Source organism: Enterococcus sp. DIV1059_2 (assembly GCF_051713685.1).
GTDB classification, from domain to species: Bacteria; Bacillota; Bacilli; order Lactobacillales; family Enterococcaceae; genus Enterococcus_D; species Enterococcus_D casseliflavus.
On record NZ_JBIOQK010000001.1, the window covers coordinates 3617090 to 3633149 of the forward strand.

Genomic DNA, 16060 nt, shown 5'->3' on the forward strand with positions numbered 1-16060 from the left:
CCTCCTTCGTTCTATTCCCTTGTTTCTTTAACCAGACTATCCTTGATAGTCATCAAACTATTCAGCTAACTCACTTTGGCGATTGCTCAAGAAAATAAATGGTAAATAAATGAACACCCCGACGATAATAATCAGCAATTGTAAAATGACTCCATTGATTCCCCACCCCAAAAAGGCGCCGACAACGATCGGTAAGCCAAAAGGTACATCTACAATGTTCGAGCCGATTAATCCAAACTGATTGGCAGCTAATAACATCGCTGCTGGTAATCCACTTCCTAGAACAAAAGGAATCGCAAAAATCGGATTCAAAACTAGCGGTAACCCGAACACAACGGGTTCACTGATACCAAATAAAGAAGGAACTAAGCCAATTTTGGCGACGGCTCGCAGGTCATCTTTTTTCGAAAACATCAGTAATCCGATATTGAGGGAAAGAATCAATCCCGCACCACCAACAACTAAAAAAGTTACCCAAGAGCCCATCGTGATGACTTGGTCTGGGGTTTGCCCTGCTTCATAGGCTGCAATATTGGCGGCTAGTGCTGCAATCAAAATTGGGTTTCGAATCGGAGAAATAACGAGCCCCCCATGGATTCCGACTAACCAAAAAACTTGAGAAATGATCACTAAACCAATAATCCCAGCTGGATGCTGCAAAATCCCTTCCAATGGGGCTTGCAAAAAGCGGTACAATGCTTCGTTGATATAGAGACCTGAAGCCAGTTCAAACAATCGTCCAGCAATAGCGATGACAAACAGCGTGATGAAAATTGGTATCAGCACACTAAAAGACTTACTGATGGCGCTAGGAACACTCGGGGGCATTTTGATTTGCAGACGCTCGATCTTATTCAGCTTGCAAAAGAATTCTACGGTAATCATCGTCAAAATCATACCGATGAACAGTCCGCCAGCATTCAAAGTATCTACTGGCAGACCTGCAGCCATTCCTGCCACTCCATCAACGACCGTTTCAAGCCCTTGTGGTACGACTGAAACATAGGCACTCAAGGAGACCACCGCACACATGATACCGTTCTCATTGTTTCGCTCACCTAAAATCCACCCCAAAATGACGATCACGGCTAACGTCATGGTATTCATCGTCGCAAAGTTGATGGCGGTAAAGGCTGGTTCCATAACGGCTAAAAAGCTTAGGGCAGAAAACTGTGCCAGCCCTGTGGTTTCACTCGTTAACAATGAATTACCCAATGTTGCAAAAGAGCCTACGATAATGAAGGGCATCAAAACTGTAAAGGTATTTTTTACCACGCCCAAATATTTGTTATCATCTACTTTTTCTGCAATGATACTGACACTGTCAGCGAATTTGTCGAAAGCACTCATCTTTGTCCTCCGTTTACCAACTCTTCCGCATGCTTCAAGACAGCTGCTCCATTGCCCCGACCGTAGTCGACTGCTTTGATGACTGCTACTGGCACTGTATCATTGACGATCTTTTTCACTTTACGCATCGTATGTTGTACTTGTGGTCCTAAAAGCAAGACATCGAAGTTACCTAATTCTCGTTCAATCAAACTTTGATCAATCGCCCAAATTTTGTAGTCTTTTCCTTGTTCTTTTGCGGCTTCCTCCATTTTGGCAACTAAAATACTAGTGGACATTCCCGCTGCACAAGCTAACATAATTCTCATGATGAAACTCCTCCTTGCAATTCAGAAATTTTTTGGTATAAATAAAGCCATTCCGCGGCTTGTTCTGTGGCAGTCATTGCCATTGCTAAATGATCTTGAGCATGTATCAATATAATAGATAATTCCGTTTTTTCTCCTCTGGCTTCCGCTTGCACCAAATCGGTTTGACATTGATGGGCTTGCTGAAGCTCATTTTTAGCTTCTTCTAATAAACGTCGTGCTTCTTCAAAGGTTCCTTCCCGGGCTGCCTCAATCGCCATCATGGCAGCTGACTTTGCATTTCCCGCGTGTAGAATCAGGGTAAAACTCACTTCGTAATTATCCATATTCTCTCCTTTAGCTGTTTTTACTTTTTTGTGAAACCATTGTTTACACTTACGAATAGAAATCAAAAATTTCTTTTTTATCTAGAATAAAAGGCTGACCCATGAACGCTTATTTTGACCATTTTTGGCAATGGTATTTCTTTTTCTCCATTCAACGTCGTTCTTCGCCTAAAGAATCAACTATGACTGCCTATTTTTCTGCCAACTTCTGGTCGTTGTCCTCGTATTAGCTAGATACTTAGACTTAGGGAGCGGAAATGGTACTGCGCAGGTACCATTTTGTGGAACCGATAGTTTTTAGGAATACGCTCCCTTGCGCTCGCCTAGTACTGTTCATCATCTACTCTGCCTCACTTCGTGAGTCAATCGTAGTGATTCCTAGTTTGGTGACTACGCTCCCTTACGCTCGCCTAGTACTGTTCATCATCTACTCTGTCTCACTTCGTGAGTCAATCGTAGTGATTCCTAGTTTGGTGACTACGCTCCCTTACGCTCGCCTAGTACTGTTCATCATCTACTCTGTCTCACTTCGTGAGTCAATCGTAGTGATTCACAGCAAAAAGGCATTGGACGGATTTGTCCAATGCCTGTGAGATAGCTAAATAAGCGTTAGGCTTCTTGTGTTTTTATCGAAAAAAATGCATACTCCTACTAGAAATGAAGGCGTTTTTTCGGTACAATAAACACGTTGATGCCTACGGGTATCAACTATGGCAACTTGATTGGTCATCCGGGTATTGGTGTGACTGATCAGGGCTTCGTATTGGTGTTGGTAGCACCGATACGAAGTGCCTATTTTTTTGATTTCTATTCGCCTTCTAGTTTATAGAAAGCGGTTTACTTTTGCAAGGGGAACTAAATTACAAATGAATGAATACGCATGAATATCATAATTTTGTATATTAAATCAAAAAGTGATTATCTGCAGGATTTATTTCTATTCTTGTTCTTTTACTACTTTTATAATAAACGTATCGCAGTTAGAAAAAACTAAGAATTAGACATATTAAGTCACTTTTTTATATAAATTTCGATATCATCATTGTTTTTTGATATAAAAAAATGAAACATTTTCTTCATTCGAACTTAACCTAAATTTCAACTAAATTAAGCATTAGGGTAGGAACGTGCAACAAGTACAGTTTATTCCTGACTTTCATCTCTTGTATCTAAAAATACGATTTTTTCAATTTTAATCCCCCCTGTTTTCTGTAGTTCATTGAAATCACTCAACCTACACGAAAAGTATTGGTCTGGTATATTTTCATTCAGGTTTTCCTGAATCCCCTTTTTTCTTTTAGTAGGTAACAGTTGGAAATAAATATTTTTATCATCGAGAAAATGAGCTACAGCCCTGAAAGATGAAATCTGAATTCCTGGAATAACTCCTAAAAAATCTAGTTTTGCTCTACCATCATTTCTTAGGTATCTGATGTCATCTTCTGTAGCAGTATCCCATTCAAACTCTAAATTCCTTGCATACTCTCTAAGCTCAAATTTCCTTGTCCACTTACGATACTTAAAGACTATCTTATTGACTCCAATATCTTGAAACACAAAATCCTCCTCCTTTCATCTAGTGTAATCATTGTGATCGGAAATATAAGAATACACGCACTAACCTTTGAATCAGCAAAAACCGTAGGAACTAAGGGAATAGCTTGGTGAGTAAAAGCCATCGTTATTAGTACCCTATCAAATATACACTATTCTCGAGAAACACCCTCTTCAAGCGTTAAGAATCATTAGGTTTAGCTAAGTGGTGAGTAGTTCACATTCAAAATAAACCTAGAATGCTCATGTTTTAAAGCCTATCGCTATTTCTTTACAGATATTCCAGTGATCCCAATGTATTTCATACGTGTCACTTTATTAATTTTACTTATAGTTATCATTCAAGTCGCAAAAAATCACCAAAGCATCTAGATTAGGATCATTCTGACTATCTTTTCAACTCAGTTCCATTTTAATCATAGAAATAATTTTTTCATTAGCTATTATTATCACAGGAACTTTATATCCATATTCCTCATCTTCAATTGTCACTATTGCGGATAACATTTCTTCATCCTTCACTCTAGCACTTATATACTTTTCTGGATTGTTCTCTTCATTTAAAAACAACCGATACTCGCCACTATCAATAGCACTAGAGGATCTTTCTTTGATAAACTTTTCTAATGCAACAGATCCGTTAAAAATTAAAATACTAGATTCAAATATGTTATTGGGAAGATACCATAATAGATAACATCGCTTACCATCTTGTTTTTGTTTAGTAGTAAGTATATGCAATAGCTTATCAAATAACTCAATTTTATATGAGGAAGATATTTTCCTGTTGAAATATTGGAAGGATTCTTTAATAAAAATTTCATCGTCAGTAGAATCAATTGTTTCAGCCATATTATCCAAGTTTTTTAGCATTAGTTTCCATCTGCGCTTTAATCCTCTAAGCTTTTTTTTCATTTAGGACCTTCCTAATTTTATTTGACAAAATTTTGTATAGTCGCTATATACTTCTCTTCATCTGACGTCTTTAATAAAATCCCAGTAGTGTAATTGTAGGTATGTTATCCCTGTCACTATTGACGATTGGAAAATTACAAATTTTGAGTATTTTCCATTTTTCTCTCTTATATTCTTTAGCCTAACTTTCATTCTCAGAAAAAATACTCCTTGTTGGATTTACTATTACGGTGAGAGCCAGAAGATAAGTTTAGGAAACTAGCATTTTATATAGTAGGTAATGGCAGAGAAAGAATATATAATTGCATGATTAATAACATAACACATACTAGCAGTATAATATTTTCTCTTCTGTCATGAATTGGATGCAAATACCCATCTTCTTTTGGTCTATCATTTATTGTTCCATACAGGATTTTCCTTCTTATTAATACAACTGTAGCTCCTGTCATCCATATGAGTACAATAAACAAAAAAATTTTAATTGCTAAATACGTTTGCCTTCCAATCACTAGATATAACAAAAAAACATCGATAAATTTAATAGTAAATAGCAAAAATCTTCTAACTTTTCTACCATAATAAATCAAATTGTAATTCATATAAAAACCTTCCTCTTGTTCATTGTTTTAAGGAATGTTGGAATATTCTGCATTTAATTCATACCATTCTATAGGATATGCTGCTATTCTTTCCGCAACCTGAGCATTTATCTTCCCACTGACTAAATGACCCAAAACGAAATTAGATTCACAGCCAGTATGAACAATTACCTAATTTCAAATATATCTATATTTATTTAGTTCTAGTTAATCATAGCATTGCAAATGCATAAAAACAATCACAGTGTTTAAAAATGACATATAAAGAAAAGTACTAATCGAAAGGTCTATGTGTTAGATTGAAAGTTTAGTCCTTACATGTAGTTGAAGCTTTCCTATTCCAGTTTTATCTTTTATTTTTCCGCTTTCTTCCGCCATGTCCTGCGTTATCTTCTTTAGCATAGCCTATTTTAGGATCTTGTTAAGCAAAGCATTTTTCCCGTTTACTTTTTGGTTAAAATTCCTAAAGTTGATACGACTATTCGAATCTAGTAAACCTTTAGGAATACCATGAGCTTTGGCAGCATTATTTTGTGGATTCTTTAGCCCATCATTAATTGTTTTATATGCTCGGTGCTTACATCGGTCGAAATTTCACCTAATACAATCGCTTCAGACTCAGACAAAGCAATTTGTCCAGCACCAGGAATAAAGTAAACTCCTGCAAAGGTAGAAAATTTCATTTGTCATTAAGAGGTATGTATACTCATTAATCGTGAGGTTATTATCTAGTAAAAAATTGTCAACTTCTAATGCTTCTCGTGTATTACGGGCAATCACCCAAGTTTTGTAACAACGATTTCATCATCAGGCTTCAGACCAACTATCAGCTGATTAAACGTTGGACGATCCCGTCTCATACCTATAAATTTTCCAGAAACAAATGCTCCTTCTCAACACCGTTCACAAGTTGTTTTTGAATTTACTCTTTCTTACATTGAGATGCGGATAAGACACGTGCATAATCATATTTTGTATCTCTCCTACTCTGACAAATCATCTATCGTGTATTTAGAGAAACCTTCATAAAAATAGCTAACGTCGATTCCTTTCATATATAACTCGCGGTCGTCAATTTTGTCAGTCAATGCCTTAGAAATTAGATAGCGTATCTCTAAATCATTTATGGGACTTCGCTCCATTGACGAAAGGTAATCTTCTTTATTGATCAAGTTCCAATCTACAACCTTTTGCAATTCTTTTTTTAAAATGAGAGCCAGCCAAATTCTAGTAGTCCGACCATTTCCTTTACGAAAAGGGTGAGCGATATTCATCTCTACATATTTTTTTATAATCTCCTCAAAAGAAGTTTGCGGTAGCTGATCAATATGTTTTAAAGAATGCTCCAAGTACATGACCGGCGCAAATTGAAAATTTCCTTTTGCGATATTGACCGTTCGAATGTTTCCAGCAAAATCATAAATCTCTGAAAAGAGAAATTCATGAATTTCAGCTAAGCCTTTAAAAGTACCCACTTCGATTTCATTTATTTTCCCCGAATCGTATAATTTTTTCGCTTTTTGCTTGCTTAGTTTTTCTTCAGCCCTGTCTAATGCAGCTTGATTGGTTAAACCCAAATTGTTATCTAAAATCATGCAAAACCCCCAAATTAATGACATTAGTTTATAAACTACTCACAAGTCTATTATACTGAGCATTTATTTGTGTATCAAAATCTATTAAGTTTATGTCACCATTCAAGATTTGTAATCAATCTCATAAATTTAATTTTTAATTGAGCAGTGAATAATTTATGAGTTTATGGACACGAAAATATAATAATGCATATCAATCATAGTATCTAAAAAGAGTGTCCAGAAAATGACTAATTTCTGGACACTCTTTTTAACAATTTAATCATACACATTCTATTATTTGAAATCTAATTTTCACAATATATCTGGTCGCCAAGAACGGTTTATATAATTCATTCAGAAGAAAGACCAACAGCGTATACTCTGTTGGTCTCGTAAAAAAATTGGAAATAAGCATATTAAAAGAGACGCCCCCAAATCTTGTCTCTTTGATTGGAAGATAATCAATCCTTTATTTTAAATCAACGATTGAGAACTTTTTTCGACTTTCCGATTTTAGATAATTTAATAGCAATTCTTTTTTGTAACATATTATTTGTATGCTTGTTGATTAAAATATGAAAATAAAATTTTAAATCTTTTAATTTTACCCACAAAGTCACATTTCAAAAAAAAATTTAACAATTAATTAAAAGGTAGAAAAATTTTAGGAGGAAAAAGAATGGAATTCATTGCTAATTTGTTTCGAGAAAATAATAATTTATTGGATATTTTTTTTCTTGTAGCAATTATGGATATAGTAACAGGATGGATAAAAGCGAGTGTAAAGAAAGTCTGGCTTTCAAGCCTTAGTTGGAATGGCTTATGGAAAAAAGTAAGTAGTTTTGTTCTTATAATATTAGCTAAAATATTGGACTTTATTATTAAAGAAAATGGAATTCAATTTCAGTTTTCAGTTTATAATTTGTTTATATCTTTATTAATTCTTACAGAAATAGGAAGTATAGTAGAAAATCTGTATGAAAGCGAATTTGTAGAATATTTAAAACAAATACTGAAAAAAGCAAAAGATACGATTACCAAGGACTTTTAATGTCACAACATAACTCATTTTACGACATTTGTTTATGATTCGAATCAAATAATTTATTGAGGTGAAATAAAGTATGGATTATTTGGATACAAAAAGTAGCGGAGATCCTTGGGTTGAAAATGTTCAGACTTGGTTAAATGAAGCATATGGATCTATCCCAGGATGGGGAAGTGTCCCTAAAAATGGAAAAACTGGTTGGCCAACAATATATGGCATAATTAGAGCTGTACAGTATGAATTAGGAATTTCTACATTTGCTGATAACTTTGGAACTACTACACAAACAAAATGGGATGAGAAAATTGGTAGTATTCTTGTTGAAGGAAATAAACATAAAATTATTCAATTAATCGATGCTGGAATGATTTGTAAGGGAATGGGAACAGGATCTTTTAGCGAAGAGTATGGTCAGGCATCAAGAAATGCTATCTTACAGTTTAAATATGCTGCTGGAGCATCTGACACGACTGATAGTTTCTCATCAATGTGGGCTAAAGCTTTGTTTGATATGAGCGCATTTAGCTTAGTATATGGGGGCAGTTTAAAAATTCAAAAGGTACAGATGTATTTAAATCAAAAATATAGTAGTTATACAGGTATATTACCATGTGATGGTTTGTATCAAAGAGATACTAACAAAGCTTTAATTTTTGCATTACAAGCAGAGATGGGTATGTCTACAAGTGTAGCTAATGGTTTTTTTGGTGAAGGAACGACTGCAAATTGTCCAACTTTATCACCTTCAAAAGGTACAAAAAATAATATTGCCATTTTGCAGGCTGCTTTGACTGTTAATGATGAATACAGTGGCAGCTTAGATGGAATCTGGAATTCTGCTTTATCTACAGCGACAAAGAATTTCAAAAAATTCATGAATATATCTCCTGTTGATGATACCGCCAATATGCCTGTAATCAAAGCATTATTGACAACAACTGGAGACACTGCACGAAAAACATTTGCATGTGATACTTCTTATCAAATACTAACCCCAGACCAAGTTAACATTTTGAAAAATGCTGGATATACCACAATTGGTCGTTACTTGACAGGTACTGTTGGAATTGGTGATACTGAACGCCCTAAAAATTTGAGTATTAAAGAATTAAAATTATTAGAGGCTAATAATTTTAAAGTTTTCCCAATTTACCAAAATGGTGGAGCCTCCTTATCTTATTTTTCTAGATACGGCCAAGGAATTAATGATGCAATCCAAGCAGGTGCAGCTGCTAAATCTCTAGGTTTCAAAAATGGAACCACTATATATTTTGCTTGTGATTTTGATGTTTTAGGAAACGAAATTCCTGTAATCGTTAGTTATTTAAGAGATGTTGTTCATACGATGCAAAGCAAGTATCCTGAGTATGGAGTTTCTTTATATGCTCCTAGAAATGTATGTACACAAGCCATGGATTCAATTATACAAATTCAAAATTGTTTTGTGTCAGATATGTCTTCGGGCTTTAGCGCAAATCTCGGATATAAAATGCCTAAAAATTGGTCATTTGATCAATTTTATGAATATAGACTTAACGGTATTGACATAGACAAAGTTGGTGTTTCAGGATATTGGGATAGCGGTCAATCTTCTTTTAATTATCCGACAGACTCTGAAAGTTCTTTAGAATTAGAAGAAGCAAAAAAAGCTGCCATCGCAAAGAAAATCACAGATGCTCTACCACTATTTAAAGAAACTTTGACAACAGAGTTTTCCTCTGAAGTCGAACAAACAGCAGTTGTTGGTAATATAGTTTTGCAATTAAAAGTATCGAATAGTCTGGATGTTTTTGATGGAAAATACGCAAAGTTTAAAATTGAAAATGGAAAGCCAGAGCTTAAATTTCAAAAAGATATGCAGCTAATTCAAGACCTTATTGATTTAACTGATAAAAATAACCAAGTAGTAGATATTGTTAATAGAATTAGTGGAATAATGAATAACGGGAATATTCAGATTTCTATGGATATTAATGATGCTGGTGCTATTGGTGTAGTAATTAAATCTACTGGGAATGATACTATAAAAGTTAACAATGAGTCATTAAACTATAATTTTTCTGTATCTTTAGGGATTTATTTCGATCCAAGGGAACTACCACTTGGACTTTCTCCGGAACTAGACAAATACAAAGTTGAAGTAGCCGAAATGGATCGTCGAATTAGTTTAGCTTTAGGTTCTATTGCTCTAACACCAGTTGTCGTACTTGCTTTCTTAGGGCTCTCCGGAGCAGCAGCTGGAACTGGAATACTAAAAAGTGTTGCAGTAATAATTTCTACAATGCTAACTTTATTGGCAAAACCTTTTAAAAAATAAATATTTACTATTAAATAAAATTTACGATAGAAAGTATGCTGTCGCCTCCTATAATTAATAGATTGTAGGAGGCTCTATTAGTCGAATAGTATCACACAAGACATCACTAATTATTTAGATAAGGAGTTGAAATACATGGGTATTGAAAATATGATTGGATGGATGGAAAGTCGAAAAAATAAAGTTAGCTATTCATTGAAAAATAGATTGGGACCAGATAGTTATGATTGTAGTTCAGCGCTTTTCTTTTCACTAATTGCGGGCAATTTTTTACCAACGAATAGTATGGGAAATACTGAAACTCTATTTAAAATGAATGGCACATTACTATACAAAATAAGTCGAAAAAATGTTAAACGTGGAGATATTTTTATTTCTGGAATACCTGGTTATTCAAATGGTGCTATGGGGCACACTGGAATTTTTTTAAATGAAAATAGTTTTATTCATTGTTCATATACATGGAATGGTATCCATATTGATAAAGATGATAGTTATATGGGAACAAGTTTGAAACATAATTTTTATAAAATTACCGATACTAAAAATAATATTCCAAGTAAAAAGTCAATAGAAACTGTAGCAATAGAAGTAATCCAAGGATTATGGGGAAATGGATCTTCTCGTATAAAATTTTTAGAAGAAAATGGATACAATCCAATAACTGTTCAAAATATGGTAAATGAAATTTTAAAAAAAAATTATTAATTTCTATTAAATAATCAAAGATAGATAATTATCATAGGTATATTTTCAGTCGTGTTTATTAAACACTTCGATCTTTAATCGCTCATAAAAGAATCCACATACAGAGTTAATAGACGAACAATCTTTTTTTGTAAAAAAGCAAGGAGTTACTATTAAAATCATAACCACCCTTCAAAAGGGTGGTTTGCTCTGAGGCTATAAGCCTCTACTACTATCCAGCATCTCAAGGCGCTAGCTTTCACTTTGTTCAAGCCACATTTGGTTTTATCACTTTTGCTACCTCTTAAGTGGTAGTATTATCACTTCTTAACCCTTAAAAGGGTCGGCATATTCTCGAACACTTAATTTATCTAACGCTTTATCATGCTTTTATTGCTCATGAATATATTTTTTGATGGTCGCTTCGTTGAGCCCTGCTGTACTAACATAGTATCCTTTTGCCCCAAAATAGCGATTCCCAAATTTATACTTTGAATTGGCTTGTTTATCAAAAATCATCATAACGTTTTCCCTTTTAAATAACCCATAATACTTGAAACACTCATTTTCGGGGGAATACTTAAAAGTAAATGTACATGATCGGACATCATATGCCCTTCTATAATTTCAACTCCTTTATAGCTACACAATCATTTTATAATGTCTTGTAAGCTTGCTCGATATTGAGTATAGATGATTTTTCTTCTATACTTTGGAGTGAAGACGATACGGTATTTGCATAACCATTTTGTATGGGTTAAGCTAATTGCTTTATTAGCCATTAAAATCTCTTCCTTTCATTACTGTGTGGCCTGAAAAACTAAATTTTAACGCTAATGACGAGATTTTTTTGTAGAATTTTTTAACACTCCACCCGCAAAGCAGGTGATTTTTTGTTTCGCACGCTATACGAGCTCAACTGGGTCTGAAGACATAACAAAAATAAGATCCATTTAAATACTCTGTTCAAATGGATCTTATTTTATTTTCTGTTGAGCTATATTCAACAATACTAAATGTCGAAAATCCATAGCTAAGATCCAAATTTTGAATATATATATTGACTTAAAATGGTAGTCACAAAAAAAGCAATAATTAGTACGACTCTATTTTTAATAAGGAAATTGGATTTTGGAGTATAGTACCCCCCCTCTATAACAACTTTTAAAGAATTATTGGGTTGAGCATTGAGGTAATTTTCCCAAAAAATTTTAATTTCTATATTTGAATATACTTTTTTAAAATATAAGAAAATAATCAATTCAGCTAAAAGATACACCTGAAAGAGAATTAAAAGTGCGCTTATCCAATACAATGAAGAAAATAGTGGAGTTAAAAAATATATGATCATAAAAAAAATCTGAAATATAATTGGTAAATAATGTATTATAAATCCTGATTTAGGATTATTTTTAAAAAAATAATTACTTTGTTTTTTTAATGTTTCCTCGCCATCTTTTAAAGACAATGAACCAAATTTATTTGCAATTTCTTGATATATTTTTTGATTTTCAGTTTTATTAAAGTGTAAAATTATTGCGCTTATTATTAGAAACATCCAATATAGTAGAATATAAATAAACATATTGTCCTCCTTGCTTATTATTTTATATGATGGAGCTAAGCCTGCGCTTTTATTAAAGAATAAAAAGCGTAGCGATTAATTGATATCTAATCCGATTTTTATGTATTTACTTATAGAACCTTTTGATTTTTTTATAATACTATGTGGTAATTCTTAATATAATTTACGTAGTGACTTACGATAAATTTTTATAGAAATCAACTATTCTTTGTCACATAAAGTAAATTTTTGCTTGTTTCAATATTTTTTATTCTCAAGTTTGGTTAAAAAATGAGATTTTTATTTTTTTTATAAAAGAAGAGACTAATCAGAAATTTGTCTCTTCTTTTATCTATTTACTTGTGATTTTTGGTATAGTATATTTCATTAATAAATATACTATACCAAAATTGTCTGTATATAATTGTAATTTTTCTTTTTATGAATCATCTTAAAGCATAATCATATGTTCGATATTCAAATTTAGCTACTATTGTCCTATCTGCTTCGGATCGGGGTATACTAATAGTTTTTGTCACTCTATAAGTTCTACTATAAGAGTTTGAATAGAAAATTGTTCTCCATGATAACACATTTTCATGATCAAAAGTGAACCCTCCTGCCGAATTACGTACTAAAAAGGCTTCTGAAGTACTCGGAACAGTTGCTTCTTTTTTTGCTGCGCGGAGAACAAATAATAATGGCTCACTATTATCCCCCAAAGTTACATTAAATAAAAATTTTTTACCATTAATATTAATACTTGCATTAGAGACTCCAAATGGATATTTTTCAGCTTCTTGTTTAATAGCCGATTCTACTTCTTCAGTTATACTTTCAGCAGTAATAGATTTTTGCTCATCTGCCCAACTTGTCTTATAAGAAAAAATACATATTGTCGATATTATTACTAATAACCATCTTAACATTTGCTTTTCCATAATGTAATCACTCCATTCAAATTAAACAAGAATAAAAGTTAGTATTTATCTTGTCCCTAATTTAACTTGCAAGTTTTAGTAGATATCTATATATAGTGTACTCTACTTCTTCTACCTGGAGTATTGATGGTAAATAATTAGTCCTTTTCTTTTAGTTGAAATTCCTCCTTCCCTATATAGATCATTTTAAGATTATCAATATCAGAATAGTAAGCCAAGTAAGAATAGTCTTCTGACATATAATATTTATCTTGATTTAGTTTTATTAATTCTGTTCTACTTCCCTCTGAATCTTGTCCAATCACACTTGTTCCTTTTAATTCAAGATCTTTACTAGTATCTATACTTACCGATATAGGTGAAACTTTAACTAATACTGTTCTATCTTTATTTACAAATAATTTCTGAGGTAAGTCATCAAAAGAACCCAGTTTGAGTGTCCAGTCAGAGGAAATAACATCAGTATATAACTCACCATAGATATTTACTTCTTTTATATCCTCTTGATCCTCATTAGAAAAGACAAATTCTCTAGCATATTCTCGATTAGTTGAATGATATCTTTCAAACATATAAGTATTAATAGGATCTTTAGTAATATTGTTGGTTGAATTTGCCGAAACTAAAATATTATCTATTGACTGATGTTCACTTTGAATTTGAAAGCGGAATTGATTGTTATCGCTGTTAAAACCAACTATTTCTATTTCATTATTTAAAAGGTGCTGAGTTTCATTTACTTCATATTTCAAAATAGATAACTCTTTACCATCTGACGCTAGCCCAGTACTGCTTAAAATAGAACTTCGTGAAATATACTCATATTTATTAGTCTCTAAATTATGAAGATTGCTTAAACTTATCTTTTCACTTACTATTTCTGGAGAAGTTTGTAATTCCTTAATCGCTATTTCCGATAGTTTATCAAAGCTCGTCAAAATAAAATATTGTTTATCACTTTCATCTTGCGGTGTAATTTCCTCAATCATTGAAACCCCTGAGATACTACCTGGTTCAATTCTAATAGATTGATTATTACCCTCAATAGATATTATATTATAATAGACGCTATTATCTTTAAAACTTTGCAACAAATTTATGGTTATATTCTTTTTCTTAGCGCTATTGTCCCCTTTATTTGTTAATAAAGAACTAAAATTATCTCCAAAATAATTATCAATTATTTTATTTATATACGGATAGCTAGCAAAACCAACTAAGAAAAAAAGGACTACAGATATTATTAACGTGTGTATGGTATGCTTTGAGCAAATAGTATTTTTTCTCTTACTTGCCAATATCACTGTATCATAAATTTTATTTTTATTGATTTCATCAAATAATCCCTGCTCACTTAAAAATTCATCTATTTTATTTTCTTTTATTTTGTTTTTCATAATTAATTCAATTCCTCCTTTATCATTTTTCTCAATTGTTTTTTATAGTAAAAGAGTGTATTATTTATTTCTTTAATTGATATAGAAAGATCTCTTTGTATCTGTTTTGGCTTTTCATTCAATATAAGTCTTCTAATCATTATGTTCCTGGCTTTTTCTGGCATATTGATAAACATATCCAGATAAGTATCATCAAACCATTCGGGTTTCGAACTAAATTGATATAGATTAATTAACGAAAATGATATTTTCTCTTCTTTTTTTTCTTTTTTTCTTTTATTCTTTGAAAGACTGATTACTTTCCAAGATAAGTATGTCTTTAAAGATGATCTTTTAGGATTATACTTTTCAGGATAATGCCAAATAAAAACAAATGCATCTTGAACAATTTCCTCAATTAATTGTGGCCTTTGTCCAAAATCTTGGGAAATAATAGTAGCTGCTACACCATATAAATAGTGAGAGTAATCATCTATTATAATTTTTAAGGCTTCATTATCTTTCTTTATTAGCATATCCTTTAAAATTTCATCATTTTCATTCATTTTTCAGTTCCTCTCCTTTATATATATATACAAGACTTACCATTCAAATTACTGAACAAATTTTAAAAAATTTTTCTAAATATGCAACCAAATCATATTCACCAAGCAGTTTTAGATTTTTAAGAAATTTTTCTAAACTCTCCCCTTTTATTTTTCCAAGTTTATACTCGCAACACATATGAATATAATTGATTATAAATTTTTCTCTCAACGAATAAGAGAAACTAGAAGCATTTCGTGCAATTTCCAGAAAATATAATACTAAATTGAATTCATTTGATTCAAAAAAGAGAATACTACAATTAATACAAAGTATTAACAAAGTTCGATCAAATTTTCTATTTTGGCTATAAAATTCTGCTTTGTCTAAAACCTTCTTTAATTGATGGCTAATAAAAGCGGTATCAAAAATGTATAAGCAGTTCATAAATATAGTTATCTCGAAATATCCCCATGTCTCTATACTATTCAAATAATCCTTCAAATAGTTAATGTTTAGATTTTCTATTTTTTTGAAAAATTTCACTGTGTTTTGCTTTTTTGACATAGCTCCTTTAAGTTGAAGGTAAGTTGCTAAAAATAAAATATCATCTGTATTAGTAAATTTTTCAATTAAAAATGTTAATTCCTCGTTACTTACCATCTCATTCTTCATATACTTCAAATACAGTTTGTTGCTACTTTTGTATTTATCCTCCAAGGTATGTTCATTAATATACATATAGAATTCTTCTATAGAAATATTCATTTTTGATATAAATTTAAATAGTTTTTTTACTGGTATGTCATGCGTTTGATTCTCATATGAAGCCAAAGTGTGTCTATCACATATACCTTCTGCTAATTTCATTTGGGTATAACCTCGTTCTACTCTCAATTTTTTCAACATTACTCCTAAATTTGACTTCATATTCATTCCATCCTTTTTG

The 16060-nt window shown here is 32.1% G+C and carries 15 protein-coding genes and 2 pseudogenes; 3 read left to right on the forward strand and 14 right to left on the reverse strand.

Annotated elements, in window-relative coordinates; translation table 11 throughout:
• Window positions 1-57 precede the first annotated feature (57 nt).
• The 8 genes and pseudogenes from IGI72_RS17205 to fic all read right to left on the reverse strand — a co-directional run bounded on the left by IGI72_RS17205 (window position 58) and on the right by fic (window position 6650).
• On the reverse strand, window positions 58-1350 hold the full coding sequence (locus IGI72_RS17205; RefSeq protein WP_438754932.1) for a PTS sugar transporter subunit IIC: 1293 nt from the start codon (window positions 1348-1350) through the stop codon (window positions 58-60).
• Window positions 1347-1658 (reverse strand): PTS sugar transporter subunit IIB, encoded by a 312-nt coding sequence (locus tag IGI72_RS17210; protein ID WP_438754934.1) that lies wholly within the window; start codon window positions 1656-1658, stop codon window positions 1347-1349. Before IGI72_RS17210 ends, IGI72_RS17205 begins: the two co-directional genes overlap by 4 nt.
• On the reverse strand, window positions 1655-1984 hold the full coding sequence (locus tag IGI72_RS17215) for a PTS lactose/cellobiose transporter subunit IIA (RefSeq protein WP_438754936.1): 330 nt from the start codon (window positions 1982-1984) through the stop codon (window positions 1655-1657). The genes IGI72_RS17210 and IGI72_RS17215 overlap by 4 nt, the downstream gene beginning before the upstream one ends.
• Window positions 1985-3127: 1143 nt before the next feature.
• The gene (locus tag IGI72_RS17220; protein WP_005233149.1) at window positions 3128-3541 is read right to left on the reverse strand and encodes a hypothetical protein; all 414 of its coding nucleotides are present in this window, start codon (window positions 3539-3541) and stop codon (window positions 3128-3130) included.
• A gap of 393 nt (window positions 3542-3934) precedes the next feature.
• Window positions 3935-4453, reverse strand: a complete 519-nt coding sequence (locus tag IGI72_RS17225) for a hypothetical protein (RefSeq protein ID WP_438754938.1) — start codon at window positions 4451-4453, stop codon at window positions 3935-3937.
• 266 nt (window positions 4454-4719) lie between these two features.
• Entirely contained in the window at window positions 4720-5055 is a 336-nt protein-coding gene (locus IGI72_RS17230; protein WP_438754940.1) for a hypothetical protein, read from the reverse strand.
• Window positions 5056-5766: 711 nt separating this feature from the next.
• Window positions 5767-5977, reverse strand: a pseudogene (locus tag IGI72_RS17235) (recombinase family protein); the annotation flags it as partial.
• A 61-nt stretch (window positions 5978-6038) separates the two neighbouring features.
• The gene (fic, locus tag IGI72_RS17240) at window positions 6039-6650 is read right to left on the reverse strand and encodes a protein adenylyltransferase Fic (RefSeq protein WP_438754942.1); all 612 of its coding nucleotides are present in this window, start codon (window positions 6648-6650) and stop codon (window positions 6039-6041) included.
• A gap of 661 nt (window positions 6651-7311) precedes the next feature.
• On the opposite strand from fic, the gene IGI72_RS17245 reads away from it, so the two are divergent.
• From IGI72_RS17245 to IGI72_RS17255, 3 genes are all read left to right on the forward strand, one after another.
• Window positions 7312-7683 carry a phage holin family protein gene (locus IGI72_RS17245; protein WP_087628143.1) on the forward strand — a complete coding sequence of 124 codons (372 nt, stop codon included), beginning with the start codon at window positions 7312-7314 and terminating at the stop codon, window positions 7681-7683.
• Between the two features lie 73 nt (window positions 7684-7756).
• Window positions 7757-9997 carry a glycoside hydrolase domain-containing protein gene (locus tag IGI72_RS17250; RefSeq protein WP_438754945.1) on the forward strand — a complete coding sequence of 747 codons (2241 nt, stop codon included), beginning with the start codon at window positions 7757-7759 and terminating at the stop codon, window positions 9995-9997.
• Between the two features lie 135 nt (window positions 9998-10132).
• Window positions 10133-10705, forward strand: a complete 573-nt coding sequence (locus tag IGI72_RS17255) for a peptidoglycan amidohydrolase family protein (protein WP_438754947.1) — start codon at window positions 10133-10135, stop codon at window positions 10703-10705.
• 306 nt (window positions 10706-11011) lie between these two features.
• Here the strand turns inward: IGI72_RS17255 and tnpA are convergent.
• From tnpA to IGI72_RS17285, 6 genes and pseudogenes are all read right to left on the reverse strand, one after another.
• A pseudogene (gene tnpA / locus IGI72_RS17260) lies at window positions 11012-11466 on the reverse strand (IS200/IS605 family transposase).
• A 251-nt stretch (window positions 11467-11717) separates the two neighbouring features.
• Window positions 11718-12269 (reverse strand): hypothetical protein, encoded by a 552-nt coding sequence (locus IGI72_RS17265; RefSeq protein ID WP_270290803.1) that lies wholly within the window; start codon window positions 12267-12269, stop codon window positions 11718-11720.
• Window positions 12270-12694: 425 nt separating this feature from the next.
• Complete coding sequence (locus IGI72_RS17270; protein ID WP_270290802.1) at window positions 12695-13189, reverse strand: hypothetical protein; 495 nt, start codon at window positions 13187-13189, stop codon at window positions 12695-12697.
• A gap of 137 nt (window positions 13190-13326) precedes the next feature.
• A complete protein-coding gene (locus IGI72_RS17275) occupies window positions 13327-14586 on the reverse strand; it encodes a hypothetical protein (RefSeq protein WP_115232967.1) in 1260 nt (419 codons plus the stop codon).
• Between the two features lie 2 nt (window positions 14587-14588).
• Window positions 14589-15131 carry an RNA polymerase sigma factor gene (locus IGI72_RS17280; RefSeq protein WP_115232968.1) on the reverse strand — a complete coding sequence of 181 codons (543 nt, stop codon included), beginning with the start codon at window positions 15129-15131 and terminating at the stop codon, window positions 14589-14591.
• A gap of 43 nt (window positions 15132-15174) precedes the next feature.
• Window positions 15175-16041, reverse strand: a complete 867-nt coding sequence (locus tag IGI72_RS17285) for a helix-turn-helix domain-containing protein (RefSeq protein ID WP_438754951.1) — start codon at window positions 16039-16041, stop codon at window positions 15175-15177.
• Between the last annotated feature and the right edge of the window lie 19 nt (window positions 16042-16060).